We start from the raw sequence: 18,091 nt of genomic DNA on the forward strand, positions 1-18,091 counted from the left end.
ACGACCACATTGCGATTCGGAGAGGCGGTTGGACGAATACGAGTGGGGCCACGTGGCGGAGTGGTGACGCAGCGGATTGCAAATCCGTGAACGCCGGTTCAATTCCGGCCGTGGCCTCCAAGCGTGCTTCGACTTGTCGCCGTCCGGCGTCGTTGGATGCGCTAAAGAAAATCGAGCTAGCCTCTCGCCAGCGCAGACTCGTTCTGCTATGCGGGGCGCTTTCCGGGCACAGCCCCGGTATTCCGCGGTAGCTCAGTGGTAGAGCGTCCGACTGTTAATCGGATGGTCGTAGGTTCGAGCCCTACCCGCGGAGCCAAAAAATCACATTTTTCAACGCCTTATCTGAATGCAGGATCACGCCTCTCTGGCGCTGAGCACCAATGTCAAGCCGGAAGTATGTTCAGCCGAGTTTTGGTTGGCTGGCCTAACGGTAAAAACATCCAACCGGCTAGGTATGAGCCTCCCGCGAAGTCAAATCGTGGCTCTCGTTGAGAGAGGCCGTCTTCGAATGGGGGCGGAGAGAGGCGCGCCTACGGGAACGAGGTCTCGTTGTGACCTCGGCGGACTAGATCGGATGGCATCGAACGTCGCGCTGCCGCGAAGTTTGAGGTGGGAGGATTCAAATGAACCCGCGCGGAACGCTTCATCTGCTCATCGGCCCGGTCGGAGCCGGCAAAACCACCTACGCCTGCCAGTGCGTCGCAAGATCAGGCGGCGTATTCTTGGATCTCGATAGCTCCATGGTTCGGTTGTATGGCGCGGACACGCGTCCGACGAATGAAGTTATCGACTGGTACATTGAGCACCGGGAGCGTTGCCGTGGCCTACTTTGGGATGTTTCCCTCAGCATACTGGCCGTGGGTATCGATGTGCTCCTTGAGATCGGCTTGGTAAGCGCGAAAGAGCGCTACGCCTTTTATGATAAAGCGCGCGCACAGGATTTGCCTCTTCGCGTTCACTTGTTGGATGCGCCGCGTAACGAGCGGCGGGAGCGGGTAGCGCGACGCAATCAATATCCTCAGCCCTTCACCCAGATTGTCCCGCCGGCCCTGTTTGAAGCAGCGTCCGACGCTTGGGAGCATCCCTCCGAAGCGGAGTGCGAAGCTTGGGAGTTGATCGATGTCGCCGCCGTAGACCGCTTATAGCCCTAGGCAGCAGAAACCGCGTCGTCGGCGGTTAAAGTCAGCACGGCATAACGATGCGGGGCAGCGCTGCCTCCGGCGTGGCCCTGTGGAAGGCTCGGCTACGCCCACGTCGTGTCGTCGATGATGATAAACTGTCCGTCAGGGCTCTCGTCGCGGGCAAACTTGATTGCGGCTTGGCGCGAGCGAAATAGACCTGCCTTGCTGCCTTCGTCGTTGCGAATTTCCCACGACCCCGACCGATGAGCGATCATATGGAATATCTGTGCGGCCGGACTATCGTGCGTTGGACCGATGGCATGGCCCTTATTCCGCAGGTCTTCCTCGGCGACATCCGTGGGAGGGTTCACAACACTGCCTCTCGCGCGATCCGTGATCGATGTCAGTTCGATTAAACGGGCTTGGCAAAAGAGGGCGGCTGAGTCATGTCGATCTGCGCTTTCAGAATTAGACTTAAATAGCATCTGCAGCCTCCGAACGCGTCATCATCACCACTTTCATTTCGGGTGACCAATGTTCGAAAGCCATGCGGGGCACCGGGTAATCTCCTAAGGATCCCATAAGAACCCTGGCGGCCGCTTGGCGCTCGGAATAACAACGCTCAAAAAGGCCGGACGCCGTTCGTAGCAAAGTCGTCCGACCTTTCTGGCTAGCGGCCATTAAAGAAGCTTGGCCGCAATCAGCTGCCGTGTTTTGGCGGTGGGGCGCCTCGAAACGTTGTGGGGATATGGTTCACGCCCATCGACTCGAAGCGCGGATTTGAGACCGAACCGTTGGTTGGATGATATGCAGTTGTGATAACGCCTGCCGCAACCATCAGCGCGACGACCGCGAACAAGTTGTACGCGATCTTGCGGGCCGCGCCCTTATCGCTGTCTTGTCGATCCCAAGTGTTACGCCCAATCAGTACTATGCCTGGATATGTCATGGCACATCTCCTTTCGTCACGAAGAGGTAGCGATGGCCATATTTGGAATCGAGAAGGCGGAAGGGGCGACGTTATAGGAATGGCATAATGGCGTGCCGCCGCAGTCGAAACGGAACGGAACGTCGAGGCATCAAACGGCCTATTCCCGCAAGCCCAGAGCGGCCGTCCTCCCTCTCAGGAAGACGGCGCCGATTTTGAAGGCTCAAATTTCGCGAATGGCACCCCGGGAAGCGCTGGTCGCCATGCTGGCGTAGGCTTTCAGAGCCTTCGAAACCTTACGCGTTCGGGCTTCTGCGGGCTTCCAGCCGATCCGCTCCTGCGCGGCCCGACGCTTTGCCATTTCCTCGTCGCTGATCGCGAGATGAATGCGGCGCTCGGGGATGTCGATCTGAATCTCGTCGCCTTCCTGCACGAGCGCGATAGCGCCGCCGGCTGCCGCCTCTGGCGATACGTGGCCGATCGACAAGCCCGACGATCCGCCTGAAAAGCGCCCGTCCGTAACGAGGGCACAAGCCTTGCCGAGGCCTTTCGATTTCAGATAGCTCGTAGGATAGAGCATCTCTTGCATGCCAGGTCCGCCGCGCGGTCCCTCATAACGGATCAGCACGATATCGCCCGGCTTAACCCGGCCGCCGAGGATGTCTGACACGGCCGAATCCTGGCTTTCGAAAACGCGGGCACGTCCGGTGAACTTCAGGATGCTGTCGTCGACGCCCGCGGTTTTCACGATGCAGCCGTCTTCGGCGAGATTGCCGAACAGTACGGCCAAGCCGCCGTCTTGCGAGAAAGCATGAGCCTTGTCGCGAATGACCCCCTTCGTGCGATCGAGGTCGAGTTCGGCGTAGCGGCGATCCTGGCTGAATGCGACCTGCGTCGGCACGCCTCCGGGCGATGCGCGATAAAAATCTGCGACCGTCTCACTGTTGGACTGAGCGACGTCCCAGTGCGACAGGGCCTCACCCAGGGTGGCGGCGTGGACGGTCGGAACGTCGGTGTGGAGCAGGCCCGCACGATCGAGTTCGCCGAGGATCGCCATGATGCCACCCGCGCGATGAACGTCTTCCATGTGCACGTCGGACTTCGCGGGCGCGACCTTGCACAGGCATGGCACGCGGCGCGACAGCCGATCGATGTCGCTCATCGTGAACGGCACTTCGGCTTCCTGCGCAGCGGCAAGCAAATGCAGCACCGTGTTCGTCGATCCGCCCATCGAAATGTCGAGCGTCATAGCGTTCTCGAAGGCGGCAAAGCCTGCAATGGTCCGCGGTAGTGCTGTCTCGTCATTCTGCTCGTAATAGCGGCGGGTCAGATCGACGATGAGATGGCCAGCTTCAATGAACAATCGCTTGCGACCAGCATGCGTCGCGACGATTGAGCCGTTGCCGGGCAGCGAAAGGCCGAGCGCCTCGGTCAAGCAGTTCATCGAGTTCGCGGTGAACATGCCCGAGCACGAACCGCACGTCGGACAGGCGGAACGCTCCATCGCCATGACGGCTTCGTTGGACACGCGATCGTCGGCGGCAGCGACCATCGCGTCGACAAGGTCGATTGCGGTCTCCTTGCCGTCGTGGATGACCTTGCCCGCTTCCATCGGGCCACCGGAAACGAACACGGTCGGAATGTTGAGACGCAGGCTCGCCATCAGCATGCCGGGCGTAATCTTATCGCAATTGGAAATGCAAACCATGGCGTCAGCGCAATGGGCGTTGACCATGTATTCGACGCTGTCGGCAATCAGCTCGCGAGAGGGGAGCGAATAGAGCATGCCGTCGTGGCCCATCGCGATGCCGTCATCGACGGCGATGGTGTTGAACTCTTTCGCTACCCCGCCTGCGCGTTCGATTTCACGCGCCACGAGCTGTCCGAGATCCTTGAGATGCACATGCCCCGGAACGAACTGCGTAAACGAGTTGACGACGGCAATGATCGGCTTGCCAAAGTCCTCGTCCTTCATGCCGGTTGCGCGCCATAGGCCGCGCGCTCCAGCCATGTTTCTGCCGTGGGTGGTCGTCCTGGAACGATAAGGAGGCATATCGAGGGTCTTTCTCGTAATGAGCTCGTAACAGTCGTTTGGAGATCAAGCGGACGATGGCTCGCCATCCCGGCCGCTTTTCGTGGGCTGGCCAATAGCATAACTGGCGCCGAATGCCGAAGATAACAGGGTCTCGCGCCAAGCGCCAATGACGCAGCGGCGGTCGCCGCCCCCCGCGAGAACTGTTGTCGGCAGGCCCGAATGCATTGCAGCGACGCCGCATTAAGCAGAAGCGTCCGGAAGGTCAAATTACATAGCAAATTTGCCGTCTGAGCTCTGGGATTTACCGTACCCTGCTCGGAAAATCTGTCCGGCCTTTTCGGACAGCACCGACACGCCGGCGGAGCGTCGTGAGAGTGTGCACGGCGGTCGGATATCATGGCGCCGGTGGCAACGCTCTGACAGATCCGCAGATCGAAGACGTCTCCGAAATTTGCGAGCGGCGAGAGACACAGCGATACATTTGCGCGGAGGCGCTCGATCGCGAAAGATCTGACGGCCGAGCAAATGCATGCTCCAGCGCAATACTATGGGAGGAGCGCGGAAACGAAATAGCTCCTGGGGCGTACCGTCAATCGGCAGAGAAAAGCCCCGGCCTGACTTCAGGGGATTTCGGCCGGGGCTCCTGATGGTCTGCATAGAGAGCGTCAGGGTGCGACGACTCGTCATAGTTGTCCAGCTACTCTTTTCTTCTCGCGCTGTCTCTCCACCGCTCATTGTCTTCTGCTGGAGACTGGCACAAGCGACCCAGCGTACAAGTTCGGCTGCCTTTCGCCCGCCCGAATACGGCATCTTCTGCAATGACAGAGACAATCGGCGTATGCTAGGTCCGGCTCAGCTGGGAGCCTCATGTCGATTTAAATTCCATATGCGCCTTTTCCCCTTCGGCCAGAAACGCAGACCGCTCAGATGGGCTGTTGCCGTTATCCGCGTTTACCGGGGGTCCCTGCGCAAGCTTCTCCGCGACAACACTTTTATCCTGGTCGTCGCAGCAGCGTGTGTCGGCGCGGCCAGCGGCGCCATCGCTTCGCTGATGATCCTCATCTCGGAAACCGCGCACCAATATCTCTTTGGGCTTAATGCGGGAGAGCGGCTCAGCTCGGCATTGGACCTCTCTCCCACCCAGGTGATTTTCATCGTAACGCTGGGCGGCGTCCTTGTCGGCGCAACGTACTTGCACCAGTCGCGGCTAAGGCATGTGATCGTCGACCCGATCGAAGCCAACGCGCTTTACGGCGGCCGCATGTCGTTCAGGGACAGCGCGTTCGTGGCCTTGCAGTCGCTGCTATCGAGCGGCTTCGGCCTGTCGCTCGGTATCGAAGGCGGCTTTACGCAGGCTGCCGGAGCCGTCGGCTCGAAAGTCGGACAATTCTTGAACCGTCGTCGTCACGACGTGCGCATGCTCGTCGGCGCAGGATGCGCAGGCGGCATCGCGGGAGCCTTTGCGGCGCCGTTCGCAGGAGCCGCTTATGGCTTCGAACTCATCGTCGGCAGCTATACCGTCGCGACGCTGTCACCCGTCGTTGCGGCGGCCGTGGCGGGACATCTGGCGTCGCGACTTTTGGTCGGCCACTCCTATCACATTCCGCTCAATCCAAATGGCTTTGGCAGCGATGGTTACGCCATTCTGGCACTGTTTCTCGGCGTCGCTTGCGGACTACTGTCGGTCGGTTTGATGCGCTGCGTGACGGGTGTCGAGCGCATATTCCGACAGAGCAAAATGCGTGACGTCTTCCGGCCATGGGCAGGCGGCCTGCTGGTCGGTTTAATGGCCATTTTCGTGCCGCATCTGCTCGGCTCCGGCCACGATGCGATGGCGCTGATCCTGAATAACGAATGGCCGGTAAAGCTGTTGGCCGTCGTACTGGCTGGCAAGATTGTGGCTTCGGCGCTGTCGCTCGGCTCGGGGTTTCGTGGCGGCCTGTTCTCGACATCGCTCTTCCTCGGGGCCGTCACGGGCGCCATTGCCGGAAACGTCGGCGTGATGGCCGGCGTGGTCGCGCCGAACGATGTGGCGATCATCAGCCTTGTCGGCATGGCAAGCTTTGGCGCTGCAGTCGTCGGAGCACCGATGGCGATGGCGCTGCTCGCGATCGAAGTTACCGGCGACTTGACGGTCGTCGAACCTGTTCTGCTCGGTGTTCTGGCCGCGACACTGACCGTCAGGCAAGTGTTCGGATACTCGTTTGCGACGTGGCGTTTTCATCTGCGCGGCGAAGCGATCCTCGGCGGCGAAGACGTCGGCTGGGCACGACAGACGACGGCCCGCGATCTGATGCGGCGCGATTTGAATACAGTGCCGATCAGCATGTCGCTCGCCGACTTTTGCGCACGCTTTCCTGTCGGCTCGACGAAGTACGTAGCGGTCGCGGACCAAAAGGCGGCGTACGTTGGCCTCCTTGATGTCGCTGCCTTGCATGTCGACCAATTGAACGACAATCCGGGCAGCACGCTGGAAGACCTGAAGTCGTCGCTTGAGCATAGCAATGACTGGGTGATGGCCTCGACGCGCTTCGACATGCTCGTGCAGTTATTTGAACAGCGCGAAACAGAGCGACTGGTCATCGTCGACAACGAAACGTCGAGGCACGCCTTGGGCTACATCACGGAAGCGTTCGCGCTCCGGCGCTATCGCCAGGAGCTCGAAGCCCGTCAGCGCGAGATCTTCGGCAACTAGCCGAGACCATATCGTCTATTCAGCAGCCGCGAGCGGACCGCTATAGGGCGCGCGCTTGGCGCGTTCGGGATACGTCCCTTTCAGCCGGGCAGCAACGTAGCGCTGAATAAGCCAGACCGGTTCCTCGAGATGACTGAGGCGCCCCTGCACGACTTTCCGTGACGCTAACCCGCGCTGCACGCCGACGTTCACGAGCATGTCTTCCTTGTGAAAGTCGCTCAGCATCTTGGTTTCGGCAGCGAGTGTCTCAGCGTAGTCGGGCGCGACCATCGCAGCCTTCGTGACGAGCGTCATTGTCTGCAGCTTGCACTTTCCGGCCGATAGCGGCAGCAGCCGATACCACAGCACGCGGTCGTGCGTTGTCAGAAGCATGAAGCAGGGAAAGCCGACATAAAGCCCCCATTCGACCTGGTTTTCCATCGAAAGACCGGAGATGGGCGAAAAACCGGGTAGCGTTTCGCCTTTGGCCAGTGCCTCCTCCATCTCCTCGCGAATGCGTTCCTTGAAGGGAAGATGGGCGCGAATGAAATGCGGGTGCTCGGGCTCGCTCCAGGTGTTTTGGCCAGGCATCGTGCGATTGAGCGTTTCGGCGTGCGCACCGATGTGATGATAGGACTCCATCCAATTCTCGATCATCACCTTCCAGTTGAAGTCGCACTCCCAGTCGAGCGTGATGACGACCTCCATGTCTTCCGTGTTCCATGGCGCGAGCATCGTCGCGAGGTCTTTATATTGCTCGGCGACAGGCGCCGCGTTGCCGTCGAAGTTGACGAAGACGAAGCCCTTCCAGACTTCGGTACGGAAACCCGCGAGCTGCCAGTCGTCCTTTTTGAAATCCTCGACGCGCTGCATGTGCGGACAGCCCTTGAGATGCCCATCGAGATCGAACGCCCAAAGATGGTAAGGGCACGTCAGACGCTTCGCGGTGCCACGGCGCGGAAAATCAAAGCCCTCCGGGATGATGTCCATAGAGCGATGGGGGCAAACGCGCGACAGCACGTGGATCTGATCGCGTTCGTCGCGCGTCACGACCAGCGGTTCACCAAGCAGATCGACGGCGAGAAAGCTGCCTGGCTCCTTGAACTCGGAGACATGCGCGACGCAAAGCCAGCCGGTCTCAAGAACGCGCTTGGCTTCGAAGGCGAAATAATCCTCGTCGGTATAGGCTGCCGGAGGAAACGTCACCGCACGGGCCAGCGGCTGCGCGGCCGCCTGCTCGATTTTAGCGGTGATCGTCGCGAGCTTGTCGGCAATTGTTTCCGTCGAGGAAAACCCGACGATATTTGAAGGGGGCATGGAATTTCGATCCTTTCCCGGGAGGTCGAATTCGACTGTTGAAGGCGCGCGCATCATCAGCGGTCGGGCTGAGGCCGGGAACCCATCGCTTTACAATCTGTGACATAAATAGAATTTATGAGTGGGTTGGCTCGATCAAAAGTGGTTTCGCATTGGCTGTGCGGAAAAAGACGATGTTGTCAGGCGCCTCGCTTTTTAGGCGCTTGGACCTCAATTTACTGAAGGTTTTCCGCGAAATATGCCGCTCGGAAGGTATCGGCTCGGCGGCCCGAAGGCTCAACCTGCAACAACCGACGGTGAGCCTGGCGCTTCGTCGTCTCGAAGATCACGTTGGTGAAAAATTATGCCTTCGAACACCGCGGGGTGTCGAGCTCACGGCGGCGGGGCACGTCCTGGCCAAGTTTTGCGACACCCTTTTCGACTCCGTCCAATCCCTGCCCAACGATATTGCCAGGACGTCCGGCGACGTGCAGGGCCTGCTCACGATCCGCACCGTCTCAGGCGTTGTCTCGCCGGAACTCGATGCAACGCTCGATACGATGCGGCGGCGTCACCCTGGCATCCGCCTGAAGATCGAAGTTGCACCTTGTCCGATCGTCGTCGAGGCCTTGGCCAAGGGCCGCGCGGAAGTCTGCATTTCTTTCGATGCCGCGCCGCGCGCCGAGCTGCTTTACGAGCCGCTGGTGCGCGAATTTCAGCAGCTCTACTGCGCTCGCTCCAGCCCCCTCTATGGCGCGACGGTCAACCGTCCGGAAGTGCTTGCCACAGAACGCTTCGTTGTGACCGGCACGGATGAGCCGATGGAAGTGAAGAATTTCCGCCTGCGTTATGGACTGGGACTGAGACCATCAGGCGAAGCGGAAAACCTGGATGAAGCCAAGCGCATGATCCGCATGGGCGTCGGACTTGGCTTTCTGCCGACCATTCTCGTCTCGCGCGAAGAACGCGATCACCTCTGGCCCTTGCTACGGTCGGCGACGCTGCCGAATTACTGCCTCTACCTGATCACGCATCCCGAGGCACAACAGACCGTGCCGACGCAGATTTTTCTACGCGAAATTCGGCGACGGCTGTCGGCTCGCGGCGGAGCAATTTAGCGCCGGAACCGGGGCAGCACATCGCCAAGCACCATCCGGCGCCCCCTGCGATACTTCGCGGCCTGTGGATAGCCCCCTCGTCTGAGCCATGCGGTGGCGCGCACATGCCACACTCTCGCCACAAGTGCGCGTCGACGCGGGCTGAACGGACGGATTAGGGTTGTACTGACATGGCGCGAATGCAGTATCGCCGGACCCGGAGCACAACGGATCACAATTTCTTCGGGACAAACTGTTGGGTAAAAGGGGGACAATGTGAGGAAACTGCTTTCGATCATCGCGCTCAGCTGCGCGATGGCCTTGGCATTCGGCGCTTACGCACCAAGTGCGCGCGCCGGTGCGCTGACGAGCGGCGTGCTGGCGCTGAAAGGCGATCAGGCCAATCTCGTCGAAAAGGCCCGCTACCGCTGCTGGTGGCGGAACGGATATCGCCATTGCGGCTACCGGCATGGCTACTGGCGTCATCATCGCGCTTGGCGTCACCGCCACTGGCGCAACCGCTACTATCGCCGCCATCACAGCGTATACCGGCGCCACTATTACTATAATTCCTATCGCCGCCCGTACGCCTACCGCTATCGTCCGGGCTATTGCATCGGCCTGTGCTGGTGGTGATCACATCTGACGAACGAACAGCGCCGGAGGCTTTCCGGCGCTTTCATTTTTTGACGTCGGCGGAGCAAATTGGAAACGAATCGCAGCGTCCGCCGCGCCGCGCACAGCGAAGCTTGGCCATTGCAATTGGGGAAATTCGGTGGCTGCCTGTCGCGGGCCATCGGCGCGAACGTCAAAATTCGTCAATAAAAACAGGCATAAATCGCAATTCCGCGATCATTATTACAGCCCTTGACGATGGCGGCGCGCCGCCATCCAATGTTGCAGCGCGGAAGTTGCGCGAGACGGGGAACCTCTGATGGCTTTCTTGAAGGGAATTTGCGTGTCGCGCGACGCGGGGGACGGATTGCGAATATTGGTGGAGCGTACCGGACTTTTTCTCATCGCCGTAATCGGCCTCACCGCCCTCGTTTGCGGCACGGCATCAGCGGCGGACAACACCTATGGCGGCTTTGGTCCCGAAGGTCCGCGCATGCGCGAGCAGCTTTGGATCCTGCCGAGCGGTGAACCCGGACGTTCGCTGCGCGCGACCCTTTTCCGGCCCGCGGAAGATCCCAAAGCGCCGGGCAAACAGTTTCCGCTCGTCGTCATCAATCACGGCACTGATGAATCCACGCGCCTCGCCGTTTCGATGCCGGTTTATTATTGGCTGTCGCGGTGGTTCGTCGAGCGTGGGTATGCCGTCATCCTTCCGCAGCGCCGCGGACATGGCGCCACCGGCGGCCAACTGTCGGAGGCCGTCGGCACCTGCGCCAATCCCAATCACTATGAATCCGGCAACATCGCCGCCGACGACATCGTGGCGACGATCAACTACATGACGGCACAGCCCTTTATCGCCAAGCGCGGCGCCATCGTCGCCGGCATCTCAACCGGCGGATGGGCATCGCTGGCCGTTGCGGCTCGCAACCTTCCGCAAGTCCAGGCCATCGTGAATTTCGCCGGCGGACGCGGCGGGCACGCGTATGGCCAGCCGAATGCGATCTGCGGTGAAAGCGATCTTCTGTCGGCGGCGCATTTCTACGGCGAGACGGCACGCGAGCCGACGATCTGGTTCTATTCCGAAAACGACAGTTATTTCGGACCCAACCTCGCGGTGAAGCTGGCGCACGCCTGGAGCAGCGGCGGCGGCAACGTCGAGGAACACATCCTGCCGCCCTACGGCTCGGACGGACACACCATTGCGGACGATCGCCAGGGCTGGGACATCTGGGGTGCGAGCCTGGACCATTTTCTGACGACGGTTCGCGGCAGCGAGATGCTGGTTGCAGGAGAGCCCGCCGAGCAACCTGCGACGGCATTGGCAACTTCGGCCATTGCAACAACCGGCGCAACGCGATAGCGACCGCACAACAGGCCGTTCCTCTAATCGGGACGGTCTGTCATTGATCCAGCGCTATCGACAAGATGCGTGCTGCGATTTAGCGTAGCTAAACATTCTTGCGTGTGAAGAGTTGTCGCCCGCCGTGCAAGCGTGGGCCTTTTGGAATGCAATGACGTTAATCCTCGTGCGGCAACAAACTCAAAGTCCGGTAATTTCAAGCTATGGCCGCTAGACCCCGAAGTGCCGTTGTATCGGCTCTGGCGGTTGCGATGAGAGACCTAGGGTTGGGGTCTTCAACCGTCCTCAAGATCGGCGTTCTCGCGCCTCTTACAGGCCCGCTGAAGGCATGGGCGGTTCCCGGATATAACGGCAGCCTCATCTGGACCGAGCGCGTGAATGCTGCCGGCGGACTGAAAGTCGGCGGCCGCCGTTACATGCTCGAACTAGTGCCTTACGACACGATGTATCAGCCCGACCGGGCGCTTCAGGGCGCCAAGAAGCTGATCGTCGAGGAAGGCGTCAAACTCATCCTGATGATCGGCGGCAACGATCTCACGACGGACGTTCGCAGGCTGATCAAGCAGCATCGCATGCTCGTCGCGACGCTGTTGCCGAGCGATCTGTCTCCCGATGCGCCAACGCTCGTTGCGCCGAGCGAAGTGCATCCGATCTATAATGTGACGGGAGTCGAGTGGCTCAAGCGGACGCATCCAGGCATCAAGACAGCGGCCCTGTGCGCGCAGCGCGATCTACTCGGCCTGCCGTCGATCGCGACCTATAGGGCGGCCTTTGAGGCGGCCGGCATTGAACTCGTTGCGGAGCACCTGTTCGAGCCGGATACGAACGATTTCGGTCCGATCGTCGATAAGTTGATGGCGAAGAACCCGGACATTCTATGCTGGGACACGGCCTACGAGCCGTTCGTCCATGCGCTGACGATCGAAGCATTCAAGCGCGGCTTCCGCGGCAGGCTGCTATCGTGCACATGCGACAACTACGAGGAACTGATCCGGCGGACGAGCAGCGATTTCATGGAAGGTTTCGTCTTTCAGTTCCCTGATTTCGACGATCCGCGCCTCAACGAAGGGCACATCAATTTCGAAGATCCCGGCGCCTTCTACGATGAATTCTGCCGGCGCTTTCCGGGCACATGGAGCGCGGTGTCGTGGGAATACGCCTCGACGCTGGAGCTTTGGAAATCTGCCGTGCAGCGCGCCCGCGCGTTCGAGCCCTTCTCAGTGCTCGCCGCCATGAAGATCGGCGGCATCGGCCAGCACGCGTTCGGCGAAGCACGGTGGTGGGGCAAGGATCTGTTCGGCATCGACAACGCGCTAGTCGGCGATTGGCCGGTCGTCGCCATCGTTGACGGCAAGGCACGCATCCAGGAGTTCGGTTCGATTGCCGATTGGTGGGCAAAGAACCGCTCGTTGCTCGTCAAGCATATGCGTGCGCTTGATCTGATGTGGGACCAGCGCGAGCATTTGGCGGCGTCGGCGGAAACGCTCGAACGCCTGACCGCTCAGGATTCGTAGATCATATCTTCGTGGGCGTTCGCCACGTAAAGCTTGATGATCTCGACGGCCGTCTCGACGTTGCGCCGAGCAATAGCATCGTAAAGCGATCGAAACATCAACTGGATGCTCTTGATCTTGGCCGGCGTAAGCACCTGCCGCCTGGCGGCCGCCCATTGCGGATGGCGACGAACTTCATGGAGGATCGCGTACATCGCGACGATGAGCGAATTATGCGTGCCGCGCGCGATCGTCATCATAAATTCTTCTTCAAGCGCAGCAAATATTTCAGCTTCGGTGACGATGGCTTCGAGGCGCTGAAGCTGACTCTGGAGGTCGGCGATATCGCGTGTCGACATATAGATCGTCGCGAGGCGCGTCATCTCGGGCGCGAGAATGGAGCCCGCGACGTTCATGGCAAAGGGCGAGGCCGTCTCGGCAAGCTGATCGACGTTGATATGTGACGAGGAGTGTCCCCCCGCATTGCCGTTCGCATGTGGTTTTCGCTGATATGAAACGAACGTACCGCTGCCAGGGCGACGCGAAACAATGCCGTAAACCGATAAAAATTCGAGCGCCTGACGGATCGTTGCGCGGCTATCACCGAACGCTTCCGCTAAGTCTCGTTCGGCAGGGATTCGCGTTCCGAACGGAAATTCTCCCGACGCGAGCCGCCCGAAAAGACGTGTCGCAATCTCCTTGACCCGTGGCGTGACGAGCGGATGACGCGAGACGTCATGGATCCAAGGCGGTGTTTCGAAGTCGTAGGTATCAGACATCATTCAAACTCAAGCTGCTGGTTCGGATTGGCGGCGTCGCACGGGTCGTCAGCGGAACGATCGATCGCCTCTAAAATCGTGGGTGCGAGAAGTGCGGTCAGTGCCACGGCGCTTTCCAAATTTGCGCACGTCTCGGAAAGCGCGGCCGACAACGTCAGCTGACGCGTGGAAATATCGTAGAGTTTGTCGGCATAAATCGCGTAGATATCAGCGTCGCCGTTCGGCTCGATGCAAGCCGAAAGCAGGCGCGCTTCCGGCGCCGCATAGCCTAGCACGTCTCGTAAAGTCGCCCTCAACGCGGCCGCACACTCCGCGGTGCATGCGGCGTCTGGCGTTCGGCGACCGATCAGCGTGCGGTTGAATTGGGTGATCGCGAGAGCCGCTTCTGCGAGACGGCGATATCGCTCCCGTTGCGCGCCTATCAAAACGTCCGGCGCCTTTGCGGCGAGACGGAAATGAAAAGACGAACTCGCGCCGCCCATCGGCACATCGAGTGTGGCGACGCCTGCGATAACATTTCGCCACGTTAGCTCGGCCGCCTCAAAGCAGTTCCCAGCTTCGTGCTCGTGCCCGAGAAGCAGGCGCGCAGCGCCCGCGTTGGATCGACAGACGGCGCGCAGGGAATCGAATTCGCTTTGCTCCTCAGCCGACACGGCGTCGGCTTCGAGCCAGCAACGCGCAGCCTCTTCGGTCCGGGCGCGCGATATCCGATCGAACCCACTCACCGTCGATTCCACCCACAAATTCCGAGACTTGCTGGCCGCTGCGCTTCGCATCTCGATTGCGAAAATCCTTCTCTATCTCACTCCCATGCCACAGCAATCGCTCTTTGCGGACCAAAATGCAACCGCATTTGACCAAAAATACCCAATTTGGTTTCGCAACTGCGATAACCGCGATAACATCTAAGTATTGCGATAAAATATGCTTTTTGTGCCTGCGAAATAATCAATTAGGGTTTCTTGATGGTGATTTTTTTGACTTGCGGGTAATTCACCTTCCCCTAACATGGCCGCCGTTGGGCAATTGCGGTGTTTTCTGGTTTAAATTGGTTTCCGGCCATTTCATCCGGTTGCATCAAACCAAGCCCGCGCTCGACGGCAGTCCGCCGCTCTTTCGGCTTCGATCGGCAAAGGCCCTCAAGGGCTTGAGCCGCGAAACCGGGAGGTGCTCGTTTTTCATCAACCGATAAGGCTCAATCGGGAGAGAACATGGCAACAGAAACGGGAACGCTTACTGCGGACGGGCCAAGCGCCACGTCCGGTCAACTTGTTAGGGCGATCGATTGGAGAGGTGCGTTTTGGGTCGCCAGCGGCGTCCCGGCTCTCGTCCTTTTCTCGATCGGCGGTATCGCGGGCGTTGCGGGAAAGGTCGCCTTTCTCGTGTGGTTCGCGTCGATGATCATGGGATTCATTCAATCCTTCACCTACGCAGAAATCGCCGGTCTCTTTCCCAACAAATCAGGCGGCGCCTCAGTCTACGGCGCGGCCGCCTGGGTGCGTTATTCCAAGCTCATCGCACCGCTCTCCGTCTGGTGTAACTGGTTCGCCTGGTCGCCCGTGCTATCGCTCGGATGCTCCATTGCCGCCGCTTACATCCTCAACGCACTGGCTCCGATCCCGCCGGCAGATGCGCCGCAAGTGGCGGCCTGGATCAGTGCACACGCAGGTTCGATCCCGGCCGATTCTCCGCGTATCGCCGAATGGCTTGCTGCCAACCACGGTAAGACCGCGGCCGACGCAATTAGCGCTTTGCTCTCGACGGATGCCATCGCGGCGCTGACGCCTGCAATTCGCAACTGGTCGGCGTTCCACGGCACCCTCGGCCCGGTGTCGTTCTCGTTCAACGCCGCGTTCTTCATCGGCGCAATCCTGATGCTGATTACCTTCGCTATTCAGCACCGGGGCATTCTCGGCACTGCGAGCGTGCAGAAGTACATCGGCCTCGCGGTCATCATCCCGATGCTGATCGTCGGCGTCGTGCCAATCATAACGGGCCAGATCGACTGGTCGAACTTCACACCCCTTGAACCCTTGAAAGCGGCGTATGCGCCGGACATGGGCTCTTGGGATATCGGCGGATGGACGCTGATCCTCGGCGCGATGTTCATCGCGGCGTGGTCAACCTACGGCTTCGAGACGGCGGTCTGCTACACGAGCGAGTTCCGCAATCCCGGCACCGACACGTTCAAGGCGATCTTCTATTCGGGTCTCCTTTGCCTTGTGCTCTTCACGCTGGTGCCCTTCACGTTCCAGGGCGTCCTCGGCCTGTCGGGTATGCTTGAGCCATCCATCGTCGATGGTTCGGGCGTCGCGGCGGCGATGGCCAACATGGTGGGTCATGGCAGCGCGTTCGTCACGAACCTACTCGTCATGCTCATGATCCTCGCCCTGATGCTCTGCCTAATGACGGCGATGGCGGGTTCCTCGCGCACGCTCTATCAGGGCTCGCGTGACGGCTGGCTGCCGCGTTACCTCAGCCACGTCAACGAGCACGGTGCACCGACGCGCGCAATGTGGACCGATCTCGTGATCAACCTCGCAGTCCTGGCGATTGCCTGCGCGGATGCCACGAGCTTCTTCTTCATCCTCGCCGTCTCGAACTGCGGTTACATCATCTTCAACTTCCTGAACCTCAACTCGGGCTGGCTGCATCGCATCGATAACGCCGACGTTCCGCGTCCGTGGCGGGCGCCGACGTGGGTGCTTGCCATCGGCGCAGTGTTTGCTTTCGTGAACGCCGTGTTCATGGGAGCGGGCGCGAAGGTGTGGAATCCGTCGGCTCTGTGGGCCGGCCTGTTCACGGCAGCGTTGATCATCCCGGTCTTCTGCTTCCGCCACTACGTGCAGGACAAAGGCGTTTTCCCGGCACACATGCTGGAAGACCTCGGACTGCACGAAGCTGACTTCAAGAAAAAGAAAGCCGGCGCGCTGCCCTACATCGTGCTCGTAGCCGGCTTCCTTGTGGTCCTGGCTTCCAACTGGTTCTTCCAGTTGCCTGCCTAAAGAAAGAGCGGACCGGAGCGGTTCACATCGCCGCTCCGGTCTGGTCAAATCGCTTCCGGAAGTTTCCGGCAGGAAGCTCACCGGAATTAAGGAGCACTTGATGACGATCAGCACGAATAAAAGCCGTCCGATCTATCCGGGCCTCAGCCCGGACCTCAACGCCCGCAGCAACATCATCGTATGTGACAAGGGCGGCGCGGCCGCCGTCACAGAATTGTTTTCGCGCGCCGACACCGCCTTTGCAAAGCGCACCACGGTGCTTCTTGCCGACACGCTGAGCGACGCTGACATGCAAACAGCGAAGTCCGAGCTCTCGCCGGCGACAACCGAATTTCTTCCTTCACTTGCGCCAGCGATCACGCGACTTCGCGAGCTGCTCGAGGAGGCGCCGATGGGTCTCCGGCTGTACGCCGCCGGAACAGAGCCGCTGATCGGCTCGGTCGTACAGACCGCGGCCGACTATTCAATCGACCATCTCTCGATCCGGACAGAACACCGCGGCTCGCTGATGCGCCGCGTGCAATGCGTGCATTGCAAAGGCTTCATCGAGAACGTCACGACCAATCCCGTGACCTGCACACACTGCGGCCTGACGCTTCTCGTTCGCGACCACTATTCCCGCCGCCTCGCGGCATTCCAAGGCGTCTGCATCGACGCTGAAATTCCAGGCGATGTTCCACCGACGGAGGCACTTTATCAATGAGCGGTTCCCCTCTTCGCCGCGTCCGCGTTGCCGAGGTTGAGCAAGTCGCCGCCCGCATCAAGCGCTTTCGCCTAGTCGATATCGACAACGCGCCGCTTTCGGAATTCTCCGGCGGCTCGCACATTTCCGTCGTCATGCATTCGGGCGACCGCATGATGCGCAACCCCTACTCGCTGATGGGATCGCCGTTCGACACATCGAGCTACCAGATCAGCGTCCTGAATTGCGGTGCTGACTCGCGCGGCGGCTCGAAGTTCATGCACGAGAACGTCTCGGTCGGCACCGAGCTTGAGATCAGCGAGCCGCTCAATCTGTTTGCGCCCGTGAAGCTCGCGAAGAAGCACGTTCTTATTGCAGGCGGCATCGGCATCACCCCGTTCATGTCGATGATGAACGACCTCGACAGCCTGAAATCGAATTTCGAGCTGCACTACGGCGTGCGTTCGCTCGAAGAAGGAGCCTACTGTAAATATCTGCAGTCGCGGTACGGCGCACGGGTGAACGTCTATCGCCAGGACCAAGGACAGATGATCCCGCTCGAAAGCATCCTCGGCAATCAGCGGCTCGGCACGCACATGTACGCATGCGGCCCCAAGCCGATGATCGACTGGGCGCTGCAGACGGCGGAGCTGCTCGGCTGGCCTGCAGAAAACGTTCATTCGGAACAGTTCTCTGCCCCGCCGCCGGGCAAGCCGTTCATCGTCAAGCTCGCGAAATCCGGCCGCGAGATCATGGTCAAAGGCCATCAGAGCATTCTCGAAGCGCTCGAAGAACACGGCGTCGACGCACCATTCCTCTGCCGCGGCGGCGCCTGCGGCCAGTGCGAAACGGGCGTGGTCGCATGCGACGGCTACATCGAGCACAACGACCACTTCCTGACCGAGCCCGAACGGGTCAGCGGCAAGAAGATCATGATCTGCATGTCTCGCATTCAAACCGGGTCGATCACACTCGACCTCTGACGGCATCTTTCAATTCGCAT

At 60.1% G+C, this 18,091-nt stretch carries 15 protein-coding genes and 2 tRNA genes; 11 read left to right on the forward strand and 6 right to left on the reverse strand.

Features of this window, described 5'->3' with window-relative positions:
• The first annotated feature begins 46 nt into the window (after positions 1-46).
• The 3 genes from ACLB1Z_RS14400 (at position 47) to ACLB1Z_RS14410 (ending at position 1,145) form a co-directional block, all read left to right on the forward strand.
• Positions 47-120, forward strand: a tRNA-Cys gene (locus ACLB1Z_RS14400).
• A gap of 121 nt (positions 121-241) precedes the next feature.
• Positions 242-316 (forward strand) — tRNA-Asn (locus ACLB1Z_RS14405).
• A 307-nt stretch (positions 317-623) separates the two neighbouring features.
• Positions 624-1,145, forward strand: a complete 522-nt coding sequence (locus ACLB1Z_RS14410) for an AAA family ATPase (RefSeq protein ID WP_409560458.1) — start codon at positions 624-626, stop codon at positions 1,143-1,145.
• Positions 1,146-1,243: 98 nt separating this feature from the next.
• Here ACLB1Z_RS14410 and ACLB1Z_RS14415 read toward each other — a convergent pair whose 3' ends face one another.
• The 3 genes from ACLB1Z_RS14415 to ilvD all read right to left on the reverse strand — a co-directional run bounded on the left by ACLB1Z_RS14415 (position 1,244) and on the right by ilvD (position 4,102).
• Positions 1,244-1,492, reverse strand: a complete 249-nt coding sequence (locus tag ACLB1Z_RS14415) for a hypothetical protein (RefSeq protein WP_409560459.1) — start codon at positions 1,490-1,492, stop codon at positions 1,244-1,246.
• A gap of 329 nt (positions 1,493-1,821) precedes the next feature.
• Entirely contained in the window at positions 1,822-2,070 is a 249-nt protein-coding gene (locus ACLB1Z_RS14420) for a hypothetical protein (protein WP_409560460.1), read from the reverse strand.
• 202 nt (positions 2,071-2,272) lie between these two features.
• Positions 2,273-4,102: a dihydroxy-acid dehydratase gene (gene ilvD / locus ACLB1Z_RS14425; protein ID WP_409560461.1), complete on the reverse strand. Its 1,830-nt coding sequence runs from the start codon at positions 4,100-4,102 to the stop codon at positions 2,273-2,275.
• Between the two features lie 868 nt (positions 4,103-4,970).
• Here ilvD and ACLB1Z_RS14430 point away from each other — a divergent pair.
• Complete coding sequence (locus ACLB1Z_RS14430) at positions 4,971-6,779, forward strand: chloride channel protein (RefSeq protein ID WP_409560462.1); 1,809 nt, start codon at positions 4,971-4,973, stop codon at positions 6,777-6,779.
• Positions 6,780-6,794: 15 nt separating this feature from the next.
• Here the strand turns inward: ACLB1Z_RS14430 and ACLB1Z_RS14435 are convergent, their stop codons facing one another.
• Positions 6,795-8,075 carry an aromatic ring-hydroxylating oxygenase subunit alpha gene (locus ACLB1Z_RS14435; RefSeq protein WP_409560463.1) on the reverse strand — a complete coding sequence of 427 codons (1,281 nt, stop codon included), beginning with the start codon at positions 8,073-8,075 and terminating at the stop codon, positions 6,795-6,797.
• A 173-nt stretch (positions 8,076-8,248) separates the two neighbouring features.
• On the opposite strand from ACLB1Z_RS14435, the gene ACLB1Z_RS14440 reads away from it, so the two are divergent.
• The 4 genes from ACLB1Z_RS14440 (at position 8,249) to ACLB1Z_RS14455 (ending at position 12,643) form a co-directional block, all read left to right on the forward strand.
• The gene (locus ACLB1Z_RS14440; RefSeq protein WP_409560464.1) at positions 8,249-9,172 is read left to right on the forward strand and encodes a LysR family transcriptional regulator; all 924 of its coding nucleotides are present in this window, start codon (positions 8,249-8,251) and stop codon (positions 9,170-9,172) included.
• Positions 9,173-9,427: 255 nt separating this feature from the next.
• Complete coding sequence (locus ACLB1Z_RS14445; protein WP_409560465.1) at positions 9,428-9,787, forward strand: hypothetical protein; 360 nt, start codon at positions 9,428-9,430, stop codon at positions 9,785-9,787.
• Positions 9,788-10,085: 298 nt separating this feature from the next.
• Complete coding sequence (locus tag ACLB1Z_RS14450) at positions 10,086-11,129, forward strand: alpha/beta hydrolase family protein (protein WP_409560466.1); 1,044 nt, start codon at positions 10,086-10,088, stop codon at positions 11,127-11,129.
• 203 nt (positions 11,130-11,332) lie between these two features.
• Entirely contained in the window at positions 11,333-12,643 is a 1,311-nt protein-coding gene (locus tag ACLB1Z_RS14455) for an ABC transporter substrate-binding protein (protein ID WP_409560467.1), read from the forward strand.
• On the opposite strand, the gene ACLB1Z_RS14460 is transcribed toward ACLB1Z_RS14455, so the two are convergent.
• Complete coding sequence (locus ACLB1Z_RS14460) at positions 12,631-13,404, reverse strand: FadR/GntR family transcriptional regulator (RefSeq protein WP_409560468.1); 774 nt, start codon at positions 13,402-13,404, stop codon at positions 12,631-12,633. The genes ACLB1Z_RS14455 and ACLB1Z_RS14460 overlap by 13 nt on opposite strands.
• Complete coding sequence (locus tag ACLB1Z_RS14465; RefSeq protein WP_409560469.1) at positions 13,401-14,126, reverse strand: hypothetical protein; 726 nt, start codon at positions 14,124-14,126, stop codon at positions 13,401-13,403. The genes ACLB1Z_RS14460 and ACLB1Z_RS14465 overlap by 4 nt, the downstream gene beginning before the upstream one ends.
• A gap of 486 nt (positions 14,127-14,612) precedes the next feature.
• On the opposite strand from ACLB1Z_RS14465, the gene ACLB1Z_RS14470 reads away from it, so the two are divergent.
• From ACLB1Z_RS14470 to ACLB1Z_RS14480, 3 genes are all read left to right on the forward strand, one after another.
• On the forward strand, positions 14,613-16,406 hold the full coding sequence (locus ACLB1Z_RS14470) for an APC family permease (protein ID WP_409560470.1): 1,794 nt from the start codon (positions 14,613-14,615) through the stop codon (positions 16,404-16,406).
• 100 nt (positions 16,407-16,506) lie between these two features.
• The gene (locus ACLB1Z_RS14475) at positions 16,507-17,109 is read left to right on the forward strand and encodes a dimethylamine monooxygenase subunit DmmA family protein (RefSeq protein WP_409560471.1); all 603 of its coding nucleotides are present in this window, start codon (positions 16,507-16,509) and stop codon (positions 17,107-17,109) included.
• On the forward strand, positions 17,106-18,071 hold the full coding sequence (locus ACLB1Z_RS14480; protein ID WP_409560472.1) for a PDR/VanB family oxidoreductase: 966 nt from the start codon (positions 17,106-17,108) through the stop codon (positions 18,069-18,071). Before ACLB1Z_RS14475 ends, ACLB1Z_RS14480 begins: the two co-directional genes overlap by 4 nt.
• The last annotated feature ends 20 nt before the right edge of the window (positions 18,072-18,091 follow it).

It is taken from the genome of Hyphomicrobium sp. MC8b (genome assembly GCF_905067615.1).
Classification (GTDB): domain Bacteria; phylum Pseudomonadota; class Alphaproteobacteria; order Rhizobiales; family Hyphomicrobiaceae; genus Hyphomicrobium_B.

Coding starts and splice junctions, on each gene's coding strand:
- ACLB1Z_RS14410 (WP_409560458.1), top strand. CDS start 624: ATGAACCCGCGCGGAACGCTTCATCTGCTCATCGGCCCGGTCGGAGCC.
- ACLB1Z_RS14420 (WP_409560460.1), bottom strand. CDS start 2,070: ATGACATATCCAGGCATAGTACTGATTGGGCGTAACACTTGGGATCGA.
- ilvD (WP_409560461.1), bottom strand. CDS start 4,102: ATGCCTCCTTATCGTTCCAGGACGACCACCCACGGCAGAAACATGGCT.
- ACLB1Z_RS14430 (WP_409560462.1), top strand. CDS start 4,971: ATGCGCCTTTTCCCCTTCGGCCAGAAACGCAGACCGCTCAGATGGGCT.
- ACLB1Z_RS14435 (WP_409560463.1), bottom strand. CDS start 8,075: ATGCCCCCTTCAAATATCGTCGGGTTTTCCTCGACGGAAACAATTGCC.
- ACLB1Z_RS14440 (WP_409560464.1), top strand. CDS start 8,249: ATGTTGTCAGGCGCCTCGCTTTTTAGGCGCTTGGACCTCAATTTACTG.
- ACLB1Z_RS14450 (WP_409560466.1), top strand. CDS start 10,086: ATGGCTTTCTTGAAGGGAATTTGCGTGTCGCGCGACGCGGGGGACGGA.
- ACLB1Z_RS14455 (WP_409560467.1), top strand. CDS start 11,333: ATGGCCGCTAGACCCCGAAGTGCCGTTGTATCGGCTCTGGCGGTTGCG.
- ACLB1Z_RS14460 (WP_409560468.1), bottom strand. CDS start 13,404: ATGATGTCTGATACCTACGACTTCGAAACACCGCCTTGGATCCATGAC.
- ACLB1Z_RS14470 (WP_409560470.1), top strand. CDS start 14,613: ATGGCAACAGAAACGGGAACGCTTACTGCGGACGGGCCAAGCGCCACG.
- ACLB1Z_RS14475 (WP_409560471.1), top strand. CDS start 16,507: ATGACGATCAGCACGAATAAAAGCCGTCCGATCTATCCGGGCCTCAGC.
- ACLB1Z_RS14480 (WP_409560472.1), top strand. CDS start 17,106: ATGAGCGGTTCCCCTCTTCGCCGCGTCCGCGTTGCCGAGGTTGAGCAA.